This is a genomic window from Gilliamella sp. B3367 (genome assembly GCF_026536825.1).
In the GTDB taxonomy this organism is placed as follows: domain Bacteria; phylum Pseudomonadota; class Gammaproteobacteria; order Enterobacterales; family Orbaceae; genus Gilliamella; species Gilliamella apicola_E.
Window position 1 is genome coordinate 278,061 of the sequence record NZ_JAFNNJ010000001.1, and the last position, 17,014, is coordinate 295,074.

Annotated in this window: 13 protein-coding genes; 7 read left to right on the forward strand and 6 right to left on the reverse strand. The window is 37.0% G+C overall.

From position 1 onward, the window contains the following. The first annotated feature begins 205 nt into the window (after window positions 1-205). The 4 genes from metG (at window position 206) to J3U23_RS01205 (ending at window position 8,602) form a co-directional block, all read left to right on the forward strand. On the forward strand, window positions 206-2,227 hold the full coding sequence (gene metG / locus J3U23_RS01190) for a methionine--tRNA ligase (RefSeq protein ID WP_267338231.1): 2,022 nt from the start codon (window positions 206-208) through the stop codon (window positions 2,225-2,227). Between the two features lie 718 nt (window positions 2,228-2,945). Then, on the forward strand, window positions 2,946-4,289 hold the full coding sequence (locus tag J3U23_RS01195; protein ID WP_267338232.1) for a hypothetical protein: 1,344 nt from the start codon (window positions 2,946-2,948) through the stop codon (window positions 4,287-4,289). A gap of 924 nt (window positions 4,290-5,213) precedes the next feature. Next, on the forward strand, window positions 5,214-6,533 hold the full coding sequence (locus J3U23_RS01200) for a hypothetical protein (protein WP_267338233.1): 1,320 nt from the start codon (window positions 5,214-5,216) through the stop codon (window positions 6,531-6,533). A 671-nt stretch (window positions 6,534-7,204) separates the two neighbouring features. Further along, complete coding sequence (locus J3U23_RS01205) at window positions 7,205-8,602, forward strand: hypothetical protein (protein ID WP_267338234.1); 1,398 nt, start codon at window positions 7,205-7,207, stop codon at window positions 8,600-8,602. 191 nt (window positions 8,603-8,793) lie between these two features. Here the strand turns inward: J3U23_RS01205 and J3U23_RS01210 are convergent, their stop codons facing one another. Next, window positions 8,794-9,621 carry an SDR family NAD(P)-dependent oxidoreductase gene (locus J3U23_RS01210; protein WP_416380116.1) on the reverse strand — a complete coding sequence of 276 codons (828 nt, stop codon included), beginning with the start codon at window positions 9,619-9,621 and terminating at the stop codon, window positions 8,794-8,796. 221 nt (window positions 9,622-9,842) lie between these two features. On the opposite strand from J3U23_RS01210, the gene J3U23_RS01215 reads away from it, so the two are divergent. Further along, window positions 9,843-10,733 carry a LysR family transcriptional regulator gene (locus J3U23_RS01215; protein ID WP_267338236.1) on the forward strand — a complete coding sequence of 297 codons (891 nt, stop codon included), beginning with the start codon at window positions 9,843-9,845 and terminating at the stop codon, window positions 10,731-10,733. A 56-nt stretch (window positions 10,734-10,789) separates the two neighbouring features. Here J3U23_RS01215 and tolC read toward each other — a convergent pair whose 3' ends face one another. Further along, on the reverse strand, window positions 10,790-12,136 hold the full coding sequence (gene tolC, locus J3U23_RS01220) for an outer membrane channel protein TolC (protein ID WP_267338238.1): 1,347 nt from the start codon (window positions 12,134-12,136) through the stop codon (window positions 10,790-10,792). A gap of 138 nt (window positions 12,137-12,274) precedes the next feature. On the opposite strand from tolC, the gene nudF reads away from it, so the two are divergent. Both nudF and cpdA read left to right on the forward strand, forming a co-directional pair. After that, window positions 12,275-12,898, forward strand: coding sequence for an ADP-ribose diphosphatase (gene nudF / locus J3U23_RS01225; protein WP_267338239.1), 624 nt, complete (start codon window positions 12,275-12,277; stop codon window positions 12,896-12,898). 162 nt (window positions 12,899-13,060) lie between these two features. Beyond that, the gene (gene cpdA, locus J3U23_RS01230) at window positions 13,061-13,891 is read left to right on the forward strand and encodes a 3',5'-cyclic-AMP phosphodiesterase (RefSeq protein ID WP_267338240.1); all 831 of its coding nucleotides are present in this window, start codon (window positions 13,061-13,063) and stop codon (window positions 13,889-13,891) included. 49 nt (window positions 13,892-13,940) lie between these two features. On the opposite strand, the gene cls is transcribed toward cpdA, so the two are convergent. From cls to fur, 4 genes are all read right to left on the reverse strand, one after another. Continuing rightward, a complete protein-coding gene (gene cls / locus J3U23_RS01235) occupies window positions 13,941-15,404 on the reverse strand; it encodes a cardiolipin synthase (RefSeq protein WP_267330098.1) in 1,464 nt (487 codons plus the stop codon). A 5-nt stretch (window positions 15,405-15,409) separates the two neighbouring features. Continuing rightward, a complete protein-coding gene (gene yciA / locus J3U23_RS01240; protein WP_065562254.1) occupies window positions 15,410-15,862 on the reverse strand; it encodes an acyl-CoA thioester hydrolase YciA in 453 nt (150 codons plus the stop codon). 27 nt (window positions 15,863-15,889) lie between these two features. Further along, complete coding sequence (locus J3U23_RS01245; protein ID WP_220225071.1) at window positions 15,890-16,432, reverse strand: inner membrane-spanning protein YciB; 543 nt, start codon at window positions 16,430-16,432, stop codon at window positions 15,890-15,892. A gap of 64 nt (window positions 16,433-16,496) precedes the next feature. After that, window positions 16,497-16,955, reverse strand: coding sequence for a ferric iron uptake transcriptional regulator (gene fur / locus J3U23_RS01250; RefSeq protein ID WP_065562252.1), 459 nt, complete (start codon window positions 16,953-16,955; stop codon window positions 16,497-16,499). Window positions 16,956-17,014: the final 59 nt, after the last annotated feature.

Genomic DNA, 17,014 nt, shown 5'->3' on the forward strand with positions numbered 1-17,014 from the left:
ATATTGCTTCAAATAGATATGATTATCGATATTGTTTTAACTTGATAAGAGTGATCACTCTTTCTGATAGAATGATAACCATTCCCTGCACAATATCGCTCAAAGTATATAAAGAATTTTTATCAAATTATGGCATAAATCTGGCGATAATCCCACGATTGATGTACTATTTCCGCCATTATGTAATAAAAGGTATTAATTCAATATGACAACTCAACGCAAAATATTGGTAACTTGTGCGCTTCCTTATGCAAATGGTGCAATTCACTTAGGTCATATGCTCGAACATATTCAAGCAGATGTATGGGTACGCTATCAACGTATGCGTGGCAATGAGATCTATTTTATTTGCGCTGATGATGCTCATGGTACGCCAATTATGCTTAAAGCACAGCAATTAGGCATCACCCCAGAACAAATGATAGATGAAGTTAAAATTGAGCATCAACGTGATTTTGCCGGTTTCAATATTAGTTACGATAATTACCACTCAACCCATAGCCCTGAAAATCGGGAAATATCTGAAAAGATCTATAAACGATTAAAGGCTAATGGCTATATTAAAACCAAAGTAATATCACAACTATTCGATCCCGAAAAAAAGATGTTTTTACCGGATCGTTTTGTTAAAGGGACTTGCCCTCGCTGTAAATCACCAGACCAATATGGCGATAACTGTGAAGTTTGTGGTGCAACTTATAATCCGATTGATTTAATTAATCCGCAATCAGTGGTATCGGGTGCAACGCCGATCATGAAAGATTCAGAGCACTTCTTTTTTGACTTGCCAGCGTTTTCAGATATGTTACAAGCGTGGATCCGCTCAGGAACATTGCAAGATCAAGTGGCTAACAAAATGCAAGAGTGGTTTGAAGCAGGCCTACAACCATGGGATATCAGTCGTGATGCGCCATATTTTGGTTTTGAAATTCCCGATGCACCCGGCAAATATTTTTATGTTTGGTTAGATGCGCCAATCGGTTATATGGGGTCTTTCCTCAATTACTGTAATAAACACAATAAACCGATTTTTGATCAGTTTTGGAATAAAGATTCAACCACTGAACTTTATCATTTTATTGGTAAAGATATTGTCTACTTCCATAGCCTGTTTTGGCCGGCAATGTTAGACGGTAGCGAACATCGAAAACCTTCTAATATTTTTGTGCATGGCTATGTCACTGTCGACGGGGCGAAGATGTCGAAATCACGTGGTACCTTTATTCAAGCAAGTACCTATTTGAAACATTTAGATCCGGATTGTTTGCGTTACTATTATGCAGCCAAACTCTCGCCACATATCGATGATATCGATTTAAATTTAGAAGATTTTGTGCAACGGGTGAATAGTGATTTAGTTAATAAAGTGGTGAATATTGCATCCCGTTCGGCTGGTTTTATCAGTAAACGTTTTGGCGGTAAATTATCCGACAATCTTGCAGAGCCGGAACTTTATGCTTTATTCGTTGAAAAATCAAAAGTCATCGCTGATTATTTTGAACAACGTGAATCCGGTAAAGCGATTCGTGAAATTATGGCATTGGCTGATGAAGCAAATCGTTATATTGATGAAAAAGCGCCATGGGTGGTGGCTAAACAAGAGGGACAAGATCAAGCATTACAAGATATTTGTTCTATGGGTATTCATCTATTCCGCATTTTAATGACCTATTTAAAACCAGTCGTGCCGTCATTAGCGGAGCGCAGTGAGGCGTTTTTAAACAGCCAATTAATCTGGGACACGATTGATAAACCATTAACTGGGCACACGATTAACCAATTTAAAGCCCTGTTTAACCGTATAGATATGGATAAAATTACTGCTATGATTGAAGAAACCAAAACTGCTTTAGCAACACCTGCCAAAGAAAAAGTGGCAGAACCTATTGCTGATACTATCAATTTTGATGACTTTGCCAAAGTTGATATGCGTGTTGCGTTAATTAAAAATGCCACGGTGGTTGAAGGGTCGGATAAATTATTGCAGTTAACACTGGATATTGGTGATGAAACTCGCAACGTATTTTCCGGCATCAAACAGTTCTATCCTGATCCTGCGGTTTTAGTTGGTAAACTAACCATAATGATCGCTAACTTAGCGCCGCGTAAAATGCGCTTTGGTATCTCAGAAGGCATGGTACTTTGTGCAAGCGGTAAAGATGATAGTGAAGGTGTTTACCTATTATCACCAGATAGCGGGGCAAAACCGGGAATGCGAATTTCGTAATCCTCTAAATTATTGACATCTTAACAAGTTAAATGCTTGTTAAGATGTATTTAGGATAATATTGGCATTGTAAAATTGGCTCCCAGCATAAACAACCCAACTCTCAACTTAAAAGGCTTTTGTGGTGTTTTATATCAAAAAAAAGTTGAGGAGTGGGGTTTTTGAGGTTTTAAATTTCACTTAAAAACTTTTAAATGGTCAAAATAACTAAATTTGTAATCCGAAGCCCTAAAATAAAATTTCCTAGGATCAATTGCTCTAATTTTAAAGATTCGTAATTGCAATATATTCAATTAAAACAATAGATAACCAATTATAATTTAGATCCTTTTTAGATCCTATTTACAAAAGTTAACGTAAATGAGTGAAAAAAAGTGTTGCATCGTGTTTTTCCAATCACTATACTTTTTACACGGTTTTAGCTACAAGGCTAAAATTTGATATAAAAGTATAAAATTACAAATAAATCAAAAAATTACTTGACAGGATAGTCCAAAATGCATTATAATTTTCAACAGGCAACAGGCAACAGGCAACCTGGCCAACCTATCTTTTAAATTCGTCTAAGTCCAGCACCCAGTTTAAATTTTTCACTGAAACTTGTTTTTCCACGCAATCAAGTGAAATTCTGCGAATTTTCGCGCGATCGCTTCCGCGATCCTTTTTCGGATGCTGTTTTCGATCCTTTTCCAAATTATCCCGGCAGATTGTTTTTTTCGTGGCTTTTTTTCTTCCTTTTTCGGGTCACGCATTGACATCACAGACAACTAGGAATGCGATACAGGGTAGTGCACCTTATCTGACTTTCGACGGTGGTCGTACACGTGCGGTTGATGCTAACGGTCTGCTTGGGATTACTCTATCTGACGGAACTAGGTATACACCTTCAACCAATACTTCATCTTCTTCAGCTCCAATCGTCTTGCCCGTTGAGGGTCAGAGTTTTACTGATATTCGTATGTTGGTTCCTACTAATTCTACTTCGGTCGATTTAAGTACACTTATCGGTCCTCCTAATAATTATTGGGGGGATGATGATGGTGATGCTGACGTTAGTGCTACAGGTCGTTTAAGTTTATCTATCGTCGATAAAAACAATCAGTCAGTATCACGTAATTCCGTGCTAACTATTTGTAACGCACCTTATAGGATTAAGTTATCCAGTACTAACGGTACATTATCTACTCGTTATGGCGTTCCTAATCGTAGTACTTTCAGTGCTCGTAGTGAGACTTATTACGTCAATCCTAAGGCTGGGCCGGTGGTTTGTTTTGCTCGGCCTAATTTAAAGTATGGTAAGCTTAATGAGAATGGTATTTCTCACGATTTCCGCGGTCCATCTTCAATGTGGGACCCTAATAAAGGTTTTCTCACACAAAAAACAGACCCTCGCTATTACGGTCAAAACTTTCCTACAACTGGTGCTAACAAACTGTACTTTGATTTACTCATTACCGGTAGTAGTCAGCCATTGTCTTGGTCTCCAGTTTCTCGGAGTGGTATCACAGCTACAATGTCTAATTCTACTGCTACAAGCGTTCGTGTTACTTTAACGGGTCCTTACGCTACCGAATCCCAGATTAATTCATCCAGTCCTATTCCTATTTCTAAACCTACTTTGCCTCAGACCTTCGAGTTGGTCGGTCGTGATAGTAATGGTGCTCCAGTCGTCAAATATGGTTTTACTTTGAAGCAGTGGTTCGTCAACCGAGGTTTTAAGAATGACACTTATTCTAATACATTATCTTGGTGTAATAGTCTTGGTTATCAAGTGCCTCGCGTAAAGGATTTAACTAATGCATCTCGTGATTGGAATGGTAACCCTATATCCATCGGCGCCACCCCTTCCTCATCTGGTAATTATTACCAACGTAGAATTGGTTCAGGTTTTTTCACTGAGTGGGGTGATATGAATGATTATTCAGGCGTTGGCTTCGGCAACTATTGGTACTGGACTAGTGACCCGAATGGTAGTAACCGGTTTATCGTGAACACATACAACGGTGGCGTGACTTGGCACTACACCTACCGCGACGGCTACGGCCTTTGCTCCCATCCTTAGTTTTTATTTCTTCGTCCTTAATCCTTAGGGCGGGGGTGGGGGTGATAAAAAATAGTGTTAGGTGATTAAAAGTAAGCTGACTCAAGGAGTCAACGTCGTTTAGCCATAAAAAGCGATTTTGCGGCTAAGCGACGTTTGAATTACCCGCCTAGGCGGGTTTATTTTTTAGGTATTTTATCTCAAAAAAAGTTGAGGAGCGGGGTTTTTGGGGTTTAAAATTCTGCTTTGAAATATTGCCTCTAATAAATAATTCCGCTTTAAACTGTGGCGCTTTTTAGTAGCCGTTTTTTTCACCAAAAAAAGTTGAGGAGTGGGGTTTTTTAAGTTTTAAATTTCACTTAAAAATTATTAAATGATCCAAATCACTAAATTTCTATTTCAAAGCCCTAAAATAAAATTTTTGAGGATCAATCGCTCTAATTTTAAAGATTTGTAATTGTAATATATTTAATTAAAATAATAGCTAACAAATTATAATTTAGATCCTTTTTAGATCCTCTTTACAAAAATTAATATAAATGAGCGAAAAAAAGTGTTGCATCGTGTTTTTCCAATCACTATACTTTTTACACGGTTTTAGCTACTAGGCTAAAATTTAACAGAAACGTATAAAATTGTAAATTAATCAAAAAATTACTTGACAGGATTGTCACATATGCATTATAATTTTCAACAGGCAACAGGCAACAGGCAACCTGGCCAACCTATCTTTTAAATTCGTCTAAGTCCAGCACCCAGTTTAAATTTTTCACTGAAACTTATTTTTCCACGCAATCAAGTGAAATTCTGCGAATTTTCGCGCGATCGCTTCCGCGATCCTCTTCTCGATCTTTTTTCCGATCCTTTTTCCGATCGTTTTCCGGATCCTGTTTCAGATCCGGTTTTCGATCTTTTTCCCAATTATCCCGGCAGATTGTTTTTTTTGTGGTCTTTTTCCTTCCTTTTTCTGGTCACGCATTGACATCACAGACAACTAGGAATGCGATACAGGGTAGTGCACCTTATCTGACTTTCGACGGTGGTCGTACTCGTGCGGTTGATGCTGACGGTCTGCTTGGGATTACGCTATCTAACGGAACTAATTACACGCCTTCTACCAATTTATCATCTACAACCCCAATCGTCTTGCCGGTTGAGGGTCAGAGTTTTGCTGATATTCGTATGTTCGTTCCTACTGATACTACTTCAGTCGCTTTGAGTTCTCTTATCGGTCCTCCTAATAATTATTGGGGTGATGATGATGGTGATTCTGGCGTTACCGCTACAGGTTATTTAAGTTTATCTATCGTCGATAAAAACAATGAATCTGTATCACGTAGTACCGTTCCAACAATTTGTAAGGCACCTTATAAGGTTAAGTTATCCAGTACTAACGGTACATTATCTACTCGTTATGGTTTTCCTAATCGTAGTACTTTCAGTGCTAGTAATGTGACTTATTACGTCAATCCTAAGGCTGGGGCTGTGGTTTGTTTTGCCAGACCTAATTTGATTCCTGGTACAGGTGATTTTGCTGGCCCGTCTTCAATGTGGGACTCTGCTAATGGTTTTATTCCTCAATCAACTTCTCCGTCACTTTACGGTAGAAACTTTCCTACAACTGGTGCTAATGGATTGTACTTTGATTTAGATATTGGTGGTAGTAGTCAGCCATTGTCTTGGTCTCCTGTTTCTCATGGAGGTATCACTGCTACTATGTCTAATCCTACTGCTACAAGCGTACGCGTTACTTTAAGTGGTCCTTACGCTACCAAATCCCAGATTAATTCATCCAATCCTGGTCGTGTTTCCACTCCATCTTTGCCTCAGACATTCGAGTTGGTCGGTCGTGATACTAATGGTACACCTGTCGTCAAATATGGTTTTACTTTGAAGCAGTGGTTCGTCAACCGTGGTAATAAGGGGGGGCGTTCTCCTGCCTTATCTTGGTGTAATAGTATTGGTTATCGTCTGCCTCGCGTAAGAGATTTAACCAACGCATCTTGTCCAAACAACGATTCTGAGTGTCAGGGTTCAGTCGGCGCCAGCCCTTCCTCACCTACTAAGTTTTATATGCGTCATATAGGTTCAGGATTTTTAACTGAGTGGGGTCGTATGTATAATTATTACACTGACCTTGGCTTCACCACCGATTGTTACTGGACTAGTGACCCGACCGGTAGTTCCCATTTTAGCGTGTGCACATACAAGGGTTATGTGGTTAGGTACGACACCGCCTTCTACGATCTTTGCACCTATCCTTAGTTCTTATTCCTTCCTCCTTAATCCTTAGGGCGGGGTGGGGGTGATAAAAAATAGTGTTGAGTCATTAAAAGTAAGCTGACTCAAGGAGTCAACGACGTTTAGCTATAAAAAAAGCGATTTTGTGGCTTAGCGACGCTTCAATTACCCGCCTCGGCGGGTTTATTTTTGAGGTGTTTTATCGCAAAAAAGTTGAGGAGCGGGGTTTTTGGGGTAACGTCTTGTTCTATAAAATTATTAAAAACGCTAATTTTTAAATTCTAATATTGAATTTTTTTATGGTTAATAATTGTGATTTTTTTAGGCTTTGTAAAGATGAGAATTTTAATGAAAACAATAGTCAGTCAATTCATTTTAGATCTTTTAGTGATCGTCTTTACGAAAGTTAGCAATTAAAATTTAAAACAAGATTGCATCATATTTTTCTAGTCATTATACTTCTTGTGTCATTTTATACAAATGAATGAAATTCCGTTAAAAAAACGTAAAATCTTAAATAAATCATAAATTTACTTGACAGGATTGTCGGCTATGTATTATAATTTTCAACAGGCAACAGGCAACAGGCAACTTGGCCAACCTATAATTTAAATTCGTCAAAGTTAAGCTTCCAACTTTTATTTTTCTCTAAAATTCATTATTTCACGAGGTTCATTAGACTTTTACGGATCTTCGTGGGATCTTTTTATCGATCCAATTTATTTCGGCAGATCTTTCTGGTTCTTTTACTGTCTATCCCTTTTTTTAGTCATGCATTAACATCGAAAACTAGTAATGTTATTTATGGTAGTGTTCCGTATTTGACGTTCGACGGGGGGCAAACCCGTGCAGTTAATACTGATGGTTTGCTTGGGATCACGTTATCTAATGGTATTCAATACACGCCTTCAACGAACATTTCATCAATTACGCCAATCGAGTTACCCGCAGTTGGTCAAAGTTTTGCTGATATTGGTATGATGCTGCCAGTTGATACTAATTCAGCCTTGCTGAGTACACTTATCGGTTCACCTTATAATTTTTGGGGAGATGATGATGGCGATGGTGATATTTCTGCGACTGGTAGTTTAAGTTTGTCTATCGTTGATAGGGACAATCAGTCGGTATCACGTGAGACTGTGTTAACGATGTGTAATGCGCCTTATCAGATTAAATTAACCAGTACTGAAGGTACATTAATGACACGTTATGGTCTTCCTCGCAGTAGTCATTTTAATGCAAGTGATGTGACTTACTTTGTCAATCCTAAGGCATCGCCGGTTATTTGTTTTGCTAAGCCTAACTTGCACGTTGGTAATCTTAATGAAGATGGTAAATCTCACGACTTCCGTGGTTCAGCTTTGATTTGGGACCCTGATAAAGGGTTTCTTACTCAATCAGCTACACCATCATCTTATAATTTGAATTTTCCGACAACCGGGGCTGATGGTTTGTATTTTGATTTAGATATTGGTGGTAGTAATCAAGCATTGTTTTGGGCTCCTGTTTCTCATAGCGGTATCACTGCTACGATGACAGATTCATCACCTACAAGTGTCCGTGTTACATTATCTGGTCCCGTTGCAACATCGTCTCAATGGAGTTCAGATAATCCGGGAAGTGTGCCTAGACCAGCTTTACCTCAGACTTTTGAGTTAGTCGGGCGGGATAGTGAAGGTAATGATGTTGTTAAGTATGGTTTTGTGTTAAAGCAATGGTTCGTTAACCGTGGGCACGTGAATAAGATTCTAAGTAATCAAATAGCTTGGTGTGATGATATAGGTTATCGTCTGCCTGCGGTTAAAGATTTAACTAATGCTTCTTGTCGAGGGACTAATTCCGGTTCTCACTGTCAAGGTTCAGTTGGTGCAACACCTGCGTCACCGAGTAATTTTTATCAGCGTAGTATTGGTGCCGGGTTTTTTACTGAGTGGGGCTATTTGTACCAACACTCTGGAGGTAGCTTTAGAGGCGCTTGGTATTGGACTAGTGATCGCCATGCTAGTGGTCAGTTTGTAGTGAATTCACATTATGGCAATATATTTTGGAATGATCCTAATCTTCCACCATTTGGCATGTGTGTGACAGATTAGCTTTTAGTTGTTTTTCTTCGGTTAGGGAATCGTTGATGTACAGGCAATTAAAAAGCGATTTTGTGGTGTCGAAGTTTAAGCTATCCGCCTCAATTGGGGCGGATTTATTAAAATGATACGGTAAAAAAAAGTTGAGGAACGGGGTTTTTGAACCCCAAAATCCTTTTATTGTTCCTTCCATATTCAACTTTTTATTTTTGATTTTCTGCTGGGTTGCCTGAATATGGAAAATGGCTGTCTTTTAGTTGGAATGAGAAATCTTTAGTATCAACTTCCCCAACGGTTTTATCACTGTCATAGAGCGCTAGTAAGAATTCAGCCATTTGGTCGGCAGAATGATATTTGGCAAAACTTTTGTCATAATTATATTCACTGACATTGTTGGCTTTTTTGCCAAATTCAGTTTGCGTTGCCGCTGGGGCGAGTACTTTGGCTCTTAGTTTTGCGTTAGTCTGTATTAATTCTTGAGCAAGCCCTTCTGTAAAGGCACTGACGTAAAATTTGGTGGCGCAATAGGTTACCGCGTTAGGTACAATGGTATAACCACCTCGTGATGAGATGTTAATCAGCTGTGTGTTGGTGTGATTATGGTATTTACGTACATAAAGGGTTGATAGGATGGTTAATGCTTCTATGTTTAGGTGGAGCATTGACTCAATTTTAGTTAACTCTTGTGTACTTACACTACCATAATGTCCAAAACCAGCATTGTTGATCCACGTTTCGATAAAGTAATTTCTTAGTTCATTAAATAATGTGTAGATGGATTGTATATCGGTGAGATCACAAACTTTAATAATGACTTCTATGTCGGGGTTGATTGTTTCTATTTGGTTTTTTAATGATTCTAAATTTTCTATTCTTCTTGCTATTATAATAAGGTCTTTGTTTCTTTTTGCAAAAGCGATTGCTGTTGCGTAACCTATGCCTGAGCTGGCTCCGGTGATGACTGTATATCTTTTTTCAGCGTTAATAGTTTCTGTTTCTGTTTCGATATCAATTTCTATTTCAATTTCCATTTCCATTTCGTATCCTTTTTATATCCGTATCTATGTTCTAATTAATCAATTTTAGTCGCTCGCATTAAAATTGTTTAGCGAACATTAAAGTTCGCACATATGATAACAATTTTTTGTTTAGAGTATTTTCTTTTTTTAATTAAGGATGTGTATTATATTTATATATAAAATGACTATAAATAGTGTCAAAATTTATTTATTAACAACTGGTGGTTGATAATATGGATTTAGTTAAGTGTATGGAAGCTTTTGTGATAACGGTTAAGACCGGATCGTTTGCTGCAACTTCAATCTCTTTAAATACCTCTCCACAAATGGTCGCAAAGTATATTTTGTTTTTAGAAAATTATTTGGGCTTAAAGTTGTTAAATAGAACGACGCGATCGCAAAATTTGACCGAGTTTGGCAAGCAGTATTATGAGCGATGTCTATTTATTTTAAGTGAGATTAAGAATACTAAGACATTAGCACAAACATATAGTAAGGAGCCGAAAGGTCGTTTAAGAATTAGTGCACCGGTGAGTTATGGTCAATTTAATTTGGTTCCGGTTATCAGCCATTTTATGAAATGTTATCCGAAGGTGAATATTGATATTCAGTTAAACGATCGTTATGTTGATTTAGTTAAAGATGATTTTGATGTGGTGTTTCGAATCGGTTCTTTAAGTGATTCGGGATTGATTGCGAGAAAGCTTAGTGATTTGCAACTTATTTTTGCTGCATCGCCAAGTTATTTGGCTCGTTATGGTGTGCCAGCAGTACCCGATGATTTGAAAAAGCATCAATGTTTGATCTATCAATATGTTAATTCAAACAAAAAAGATAATTTGTGGCCGTTTAAGATAAATGGTGAATTGATTAATGTTCCAATTACAGGATCATTTCAAAGTAATAATACGGCAGCACTAGCTGTGGCAGCCCTTGAAGGGTTAGGTATTACGATGTTACCTGAGTCGACGTTGAAAGAGTCAATTAAACAAAATAAATTAATCCCAGTTTTACAAAATTTTTTACCGCCGGCGAGGGAAGTCCATTTGTTGTATACCGCCGATAAGCAAAGGTTGCCTAAGCTCAATATTTTTATCGATTTTATTATTAATGCGATGACTTAATCAGGATAAATAAAAAAAGCGATCTGATGATCGCTTTTTTATTAATTTTTATTGAATTATTTTATTGTTGCAAGTGTGCTTACTTCTTTACCTAACATATTGTTTAGGTAATCTAGATCACTTGCCGTTAAGGTTCCAACTGCATATTTTAACTGTAATAAACTTGTTAAATAGTTGTATTTAGCATCAGAAAGATTTCGTTTTGAGCTATACAGTTGTGTTGTTGCGTTAAGTACGTCAACGATAGTACGTGTTCCCACTTGGTATCCAGAAGAGGTTGCTTCTAATGAGCTTTGTGCTGAAACAACCGCTTGTTGATAAGCTTTAATCGCACTGATCGATGATGAGATGTTGTTGTAAGATGAGCGGATTTGGTTAATCACACTACGATTAGTACTTTCAAGTTTTTCACTTGAGCTTACGAAGCTGTGTTGTGCTTGTTGTACTTGTGATACTGTTGCGCCACCAGAGAATAGTGGTAAGCTAACGCTAACCCCAATTCTGTTATCACCTGCATATTTTTTACCGGCAGTATGACGCTTGTAATTGGTATCACCATAACTCTCGCTTTTATTTAGGTTGGTTGATGCTTCTAAGCTAGCAGTAGGCATAAAACCGGATTGAGCCATTTTGATTTGGTCGCGAGCAATCTCTTGGTTTAACTTCATTGTTAATAAATTGAGATTAGTGGTTTCAGATTGTTTTAACAATGTGTTGATTTGAGTTGGTTGCTCAGTTCTAAAGGTTTTAGTGTCAACGCTGGCAAGTTGAGAATAGAAGCGTCCACTTACTTGGCGTAATGCTTCAAGCGCATTATTTAAATCATTTAATGCATTAACTTGTTGTGCAACAGTTAAGTCGTAATTTGCTTGAGCATTTTGTACGTCGGTAATAGCAACTAGCCCAACTTGATGTTGTTGGCGAGTTTGTTCTAATTGACGACCAATTGCTTTTTTCTGTGCATCGATAAAGCTTAATGCATCAAGGGCTTTTAATACGTTAAAATAGGCTACCGAGGTGTTTAAAATTAATGTTTGGCCTTGGTATTGATAAGAGATATCCGCAATAGTGGCTTGTTTTTTGGTGATATCTAACGCTTTCCAATTAGAAAAATTAAAGATACTTTGTGATACACCAACTTGGTATAAGCTACCGCTTTTAGATTTAACACCGCTATCGTCTCGACGTCCATGTGCTACACCATAAGAAGCACTAAGGCCAACTTGCGGAAGTAAGCTTGCACGAGAACCTGAAATTGCTGAGTAAGCTTTATCTTTTTCAGCTAATGAACTGCGTAGATCTGGGTTGGTTTGTTTCGCTTGTTCATAAACCTGTACTAAGTTTTCAGCAAACACAGATTGACTTAATGCTAAGCCAATTAAAAAGGTTAAAGTTTTTTTCATTAATCTTCTCTTTAAAAGCAATAAAATAGAATAATATTTTCAATTGCATAATTTTAACAGATAATTAGCATATAGAAAGTATACTTATTCGTGATTCGCACTTTTTATTAAAATTTAGCTTAAAATTGAGAATTTGATATGAAATTTAAACCTGTGCTTTTTAACAAGAAAGATGTTTTTAATTTAACTAAACGCATTTTATATAAGGGCTTTTTTTCGTTATTGGAATACCGTTTTCAATACCGTAAATTTGATGGTTCAGTCAGTGAGGTGGTGAGTCGCGAAATTCTGGAGCGTGGCCATGCTGTGGTGCTTTTAGCATATGATGATAAGCGTGATGAAGTTGTGCTTATTGAGCAAATTCGGATAGCTGCAATTGAGACAGAAGATTCGCCTTGGATGTTAGAGTTGATTGCCGGGATGATGGATCATGAGAATGAGTCGATTGAAGAAGTAGCAAAACGAGAGGCCTTGGAAGAGGCGGGTATTGTTGTTGGGCAATGTAAGCCAATTATTAGTTATCTTGCATCACCAGGTGGTTTAACTGAGAAGTTACATGTTTTGGTTGGTCAGGTTGATGCTTCAACCGCAAAAGGTGTGCACGGTTTAGCTGAAGAAAACGAGGATATCAAGGTTCATGTAGTCAGCCGTGAGCAAGCCTATAAGTGGGTTGAAGAAGGCGTAATTAATAATGCGGCATCAATTATTGCATTACAATGGTTACAACTTAATCATTTGACACTAAGAAATGAGTGGAAATAAGCTATTTTTGTTAAATTCAGGAAATTATTGCTTCCCTAAAAATAAATTTTATTTTACAATTTAGTATAACATCATGATTTAAAAATAAAAAATTGTGATGTTGATCACAATATCAATTCTATTGCTGGCATGATTTCATATATATAATTATTGAGGTAGATTTTGGCGTCACTTTTAACGCTTCAAATACAGAATAAGCATTGTGCAAATATTTTGCATATTACTGATACACATCTGTTTGCTGATGAGGATGGTGCTTTATTAGGCATTAAGTCAAATGCGAGTTTTTTATCGGTTATTAATGAAATTAAGCGCGGTAATAGAAAGTATGATTTGATCGTTGCAACAGGTGATTTTGTGCAAGATGGTTCCAAGAAATCCTATGCCCGCTTTGCCGAGCAGATTAAGCAGTTTAATACGCCATGTGTTTGGTTGGCTGGTAATCATGATAATTTTAGTTATATGCAGGAAGTTTTTTCGAATTACCAACTGGCTGAAAATAAAGTGGTATCGCTAGGTGATAATTGGTTGATTGTGCTTTTAAATAGCCAAGTTGTTGGTCAGGCATGTGGTTTGTTACCTCAATCTGAGTTGCAATTTCTTGAAAAGACGTTATTAGCTCATACTGATAAAAATGTGATGGTCTTTTTGCATCACCATCCTATTAATTCGGGTTGTCATTGGTTAGATGAGCATATTTTAAAAAATAGTAATGAACTTGAGGAAATCGTTAAAAAATTTCCTTCAATAAAAGGTCTTGGTTGGGGGCATATTCATCAACAACAAGATCATGTTTGGCATAATTGCCACGCGTTTTCTACACCATCTACTTGTTTTCAATTCAAGCCAAATTGTTATGAGTTTCAATTATCTAATGATGAAGCTCCAGGCTGGCGTGAAATTAAGCTTAATGAAGATGGAACAATTGAATCTAACGTTTTCCGTATTGCAGATAATCTGTTTTTGCCTGATGTTTCGCAAAAAGGTTACTAATATCTATCTTTTCAAAGGTTACTCAAACGTTAATTTTTACAACGATTGTTTAGAGCAATGGAGCAAAAAAATAAAATAGTCTTTCAACAATCCGTTGCCAGATTGGTCGTTTTTTCCATTTTTCAATATCCACTTTGTCTGATTGTGATAAATATTGTTCTAACAGTGTAGATAGTGATTTTGCAAACTGTGCATCATCAATTACCGTTGTGATTTCAAAATTGAGCCATAAACTTCGCATATCTAAGTTAACGGTTCCAACTAAACTAAGTTGGTTGTCGATTAATACACTTTTGGTATGGAGTAAATTATCGTTAAATTGATAAAGCTTAACCCCACCGTTTAATAATTCAGAAAAGAATGCTCGACTTGCCCATTTGACCATTAGCGAATCATTCTTTTTAGGGACGATGATGATTACTTCAACACCTCGTTGAGCGGCTGTACATACTGCATGTAAAATATCATCACTTGGTACTAAATATGGCGTTGTGAATATAATTTGTTCTTGAGCTGAGTAGATTGCGGTTAAGAGTACCTGATGGATCATGTTTTCAGTATAACCAGGACCTGAAGCAATCAGTTGCATAATATGTTTTTTATCTTCTGGCGGCTCTGCGAAATCAGTAATTTGAGGAAGGGCTAAATATTTTCCTGTTTCTAGTTCCCAGTCACTGGCGTATATTGCACCCATTAGTGTGGTTACTGGACCACACATTCTGATCATGATATCAACCCACTCCCCAACATGTTTATTTTGTTTGAAGAATCGTGGATCTACGATGTTCATGCTACCAGTATATGAGATGTAGTTGTCAATAATGGCGACTTTTCGATGTTGTCGTAAATCAAGTCGTCTAAACATAAATCTTAATAGATTAACCTGCAATGCTTCGATGATGGTTATGCCTGCGTCTCGCATTCTTTGGCTGGCTTTGGAGCGGATAAAATGTCGACTACCGGCTGAGTCAATCATTAGGCGACAGGTGACGCCTCGTTGAGTGGCTTGTATAAGCGCTTGTTCAACATCGTCAGCTCTACCACCTTCGTTCCAGATGTAAAAGACCATTTCGATATTTGACTTGGCTTGGTTTATGTCTTGAATTAGTTGGTCAAAAATGGCATCGGTATTGCTCAGTAATTCAATGTGGTTGCCTCTGATCCCATCAAGACCTGTTTGATGTTTGCAGAGTTGAAAAATGGGTTTACTAACCTGGCTGACTTTGGTGGTAAAGATGTCAGGAAAATCACTTAACCGATTAATAAATTTTGTAATAGTCGGGCGCATTCTTTGCGCACGTTTAGCTCTTTGCTGACCAAGATGAGCTTCACCTAGTGCAAAATAGAGAATGACACCAATTATAGGTAATATATATATTACTAACATCCATGCGATTACGTAAGTGGTTGGTCGTCTTTTAAAGACAATACGTAAGGTGGTTGACACAATAAGCAACCAGTAAACAAGAAATATTAATGTACTTACTAAGGCATGAAATGATGTAAATTGCATAATTATCAGCTATAACTTAAGTTTAGTTTACTAATTGGGTCTTTAGTACAATCGAAATTTTGAAATATTTCAGGCAACGGTTTTGGATTATTATGTTTATCTACAGAAACATAAGTAAATGTCGCGTCAGTAATGCAGAAGCGTTGTGTTGCATTGTCAGCATCTGTTATTTTTTTTATCCAAACTTCAATACCAATTGTAATGGATGTTGTACCGGTTTTTATACAATGTGCATAACAACAAACAACATCGCCAACCATTGCTGGTTTGTAGAAGGTGATACTACTTGCATTTACTGTTACTACTCTTCTTTTAGCAATTTCTTTAGCTAAAATACCACCGGCTAAATCCATTTGTGACATTATCCACCCGCCAAATATATGGCCATGAGGGTTGGTGTCTGCTGGCATGGCTAAAGTGCGTAAAACGAGTTGTCCATTAGGGTTATCTTGCGTCATGTTGAAAGTACTCCTACTTATATTTTTTTATCCGTTATCAGCCATTTTATTCATATGCCGATAGATGTAAATGCCCGATATCAATGACATGACTAATGATGCAATCGGTAAAATAAATACTTTGAAGATCCAGAAGAAATCACTTGATGCATAATAGGTTGCAACTAGGCTAAATGAACCGCAAACCGTAAAAAAAGCGATCCATATCAAGTTGAGTTTATTCCAAATAGCGATATCGAGATGTATCTCTTTACCTAACATTTTTTGTAGTAGATTTTTTTTGAAACCAAACTGACTAATAGATAATGCAGCAGCAAATAAGAAGTTTATGATGGTTACTTTCCATTTAATTATGTCTTGATTTTGCGTATAAAGTGTTATGCCACCAAAAATCATTATCATCAGATAGGAGACGAGCTCGACTTTATCAATTTTTTTATACATAACAAGAATAATTAAAAATGAGATGGTTGCTGAAACCATCAAGGCTTGTACGCCAACAAAAATATCGTAAATTGTTAAAAATATAAAAAAGACGATAAGTGGTATAAAATTTAATAGCTGCTTCATTTAATTATTAACCTGAAAGATAAAAGTAAGAGTTCTCAATAAGTGAAAAGCCTATTAAATAGGCTTATTTTTTTGTATGAAGTTCCGGATGAGTTTTACAGTTACCTGATTTGCAATGACCATAAAGATATAAGCTATGAAAGGTGAGTTCCACGCCATATTGCTCTGCAATTTCTTTTTGACGTTTGTTGATAATTTCGTCTCGAAATTCAAAAACCTCTCCACAATCTAAACAAATTAAGTGGTCATGATGTTTTTGTGAGGCAAGCTCAAAAACGGCTCTTCCTCCTTCAAAATTGTGGCGTGTTACAATACCCGCATCATCAAATTGATTTAATACACGATATACAGTAGCAAGACCAATCTCTTCGCCCATATCAAGTAGTTTTTTATAAAGATCTTCCACAGTAATGTGTTGGCATGAAGGATCGCGTAGTAATTCTAAAATTTTTAATCGCGGTAACGTAACCTTTAAACCCGCACTTTTGAGTGCTGCATTGTTATCTTTATCATGATTTGTCATATTACATTCCAATTTAGTTAATTAATTAGGCATATTATAAAATATGAACGGAAAATAAA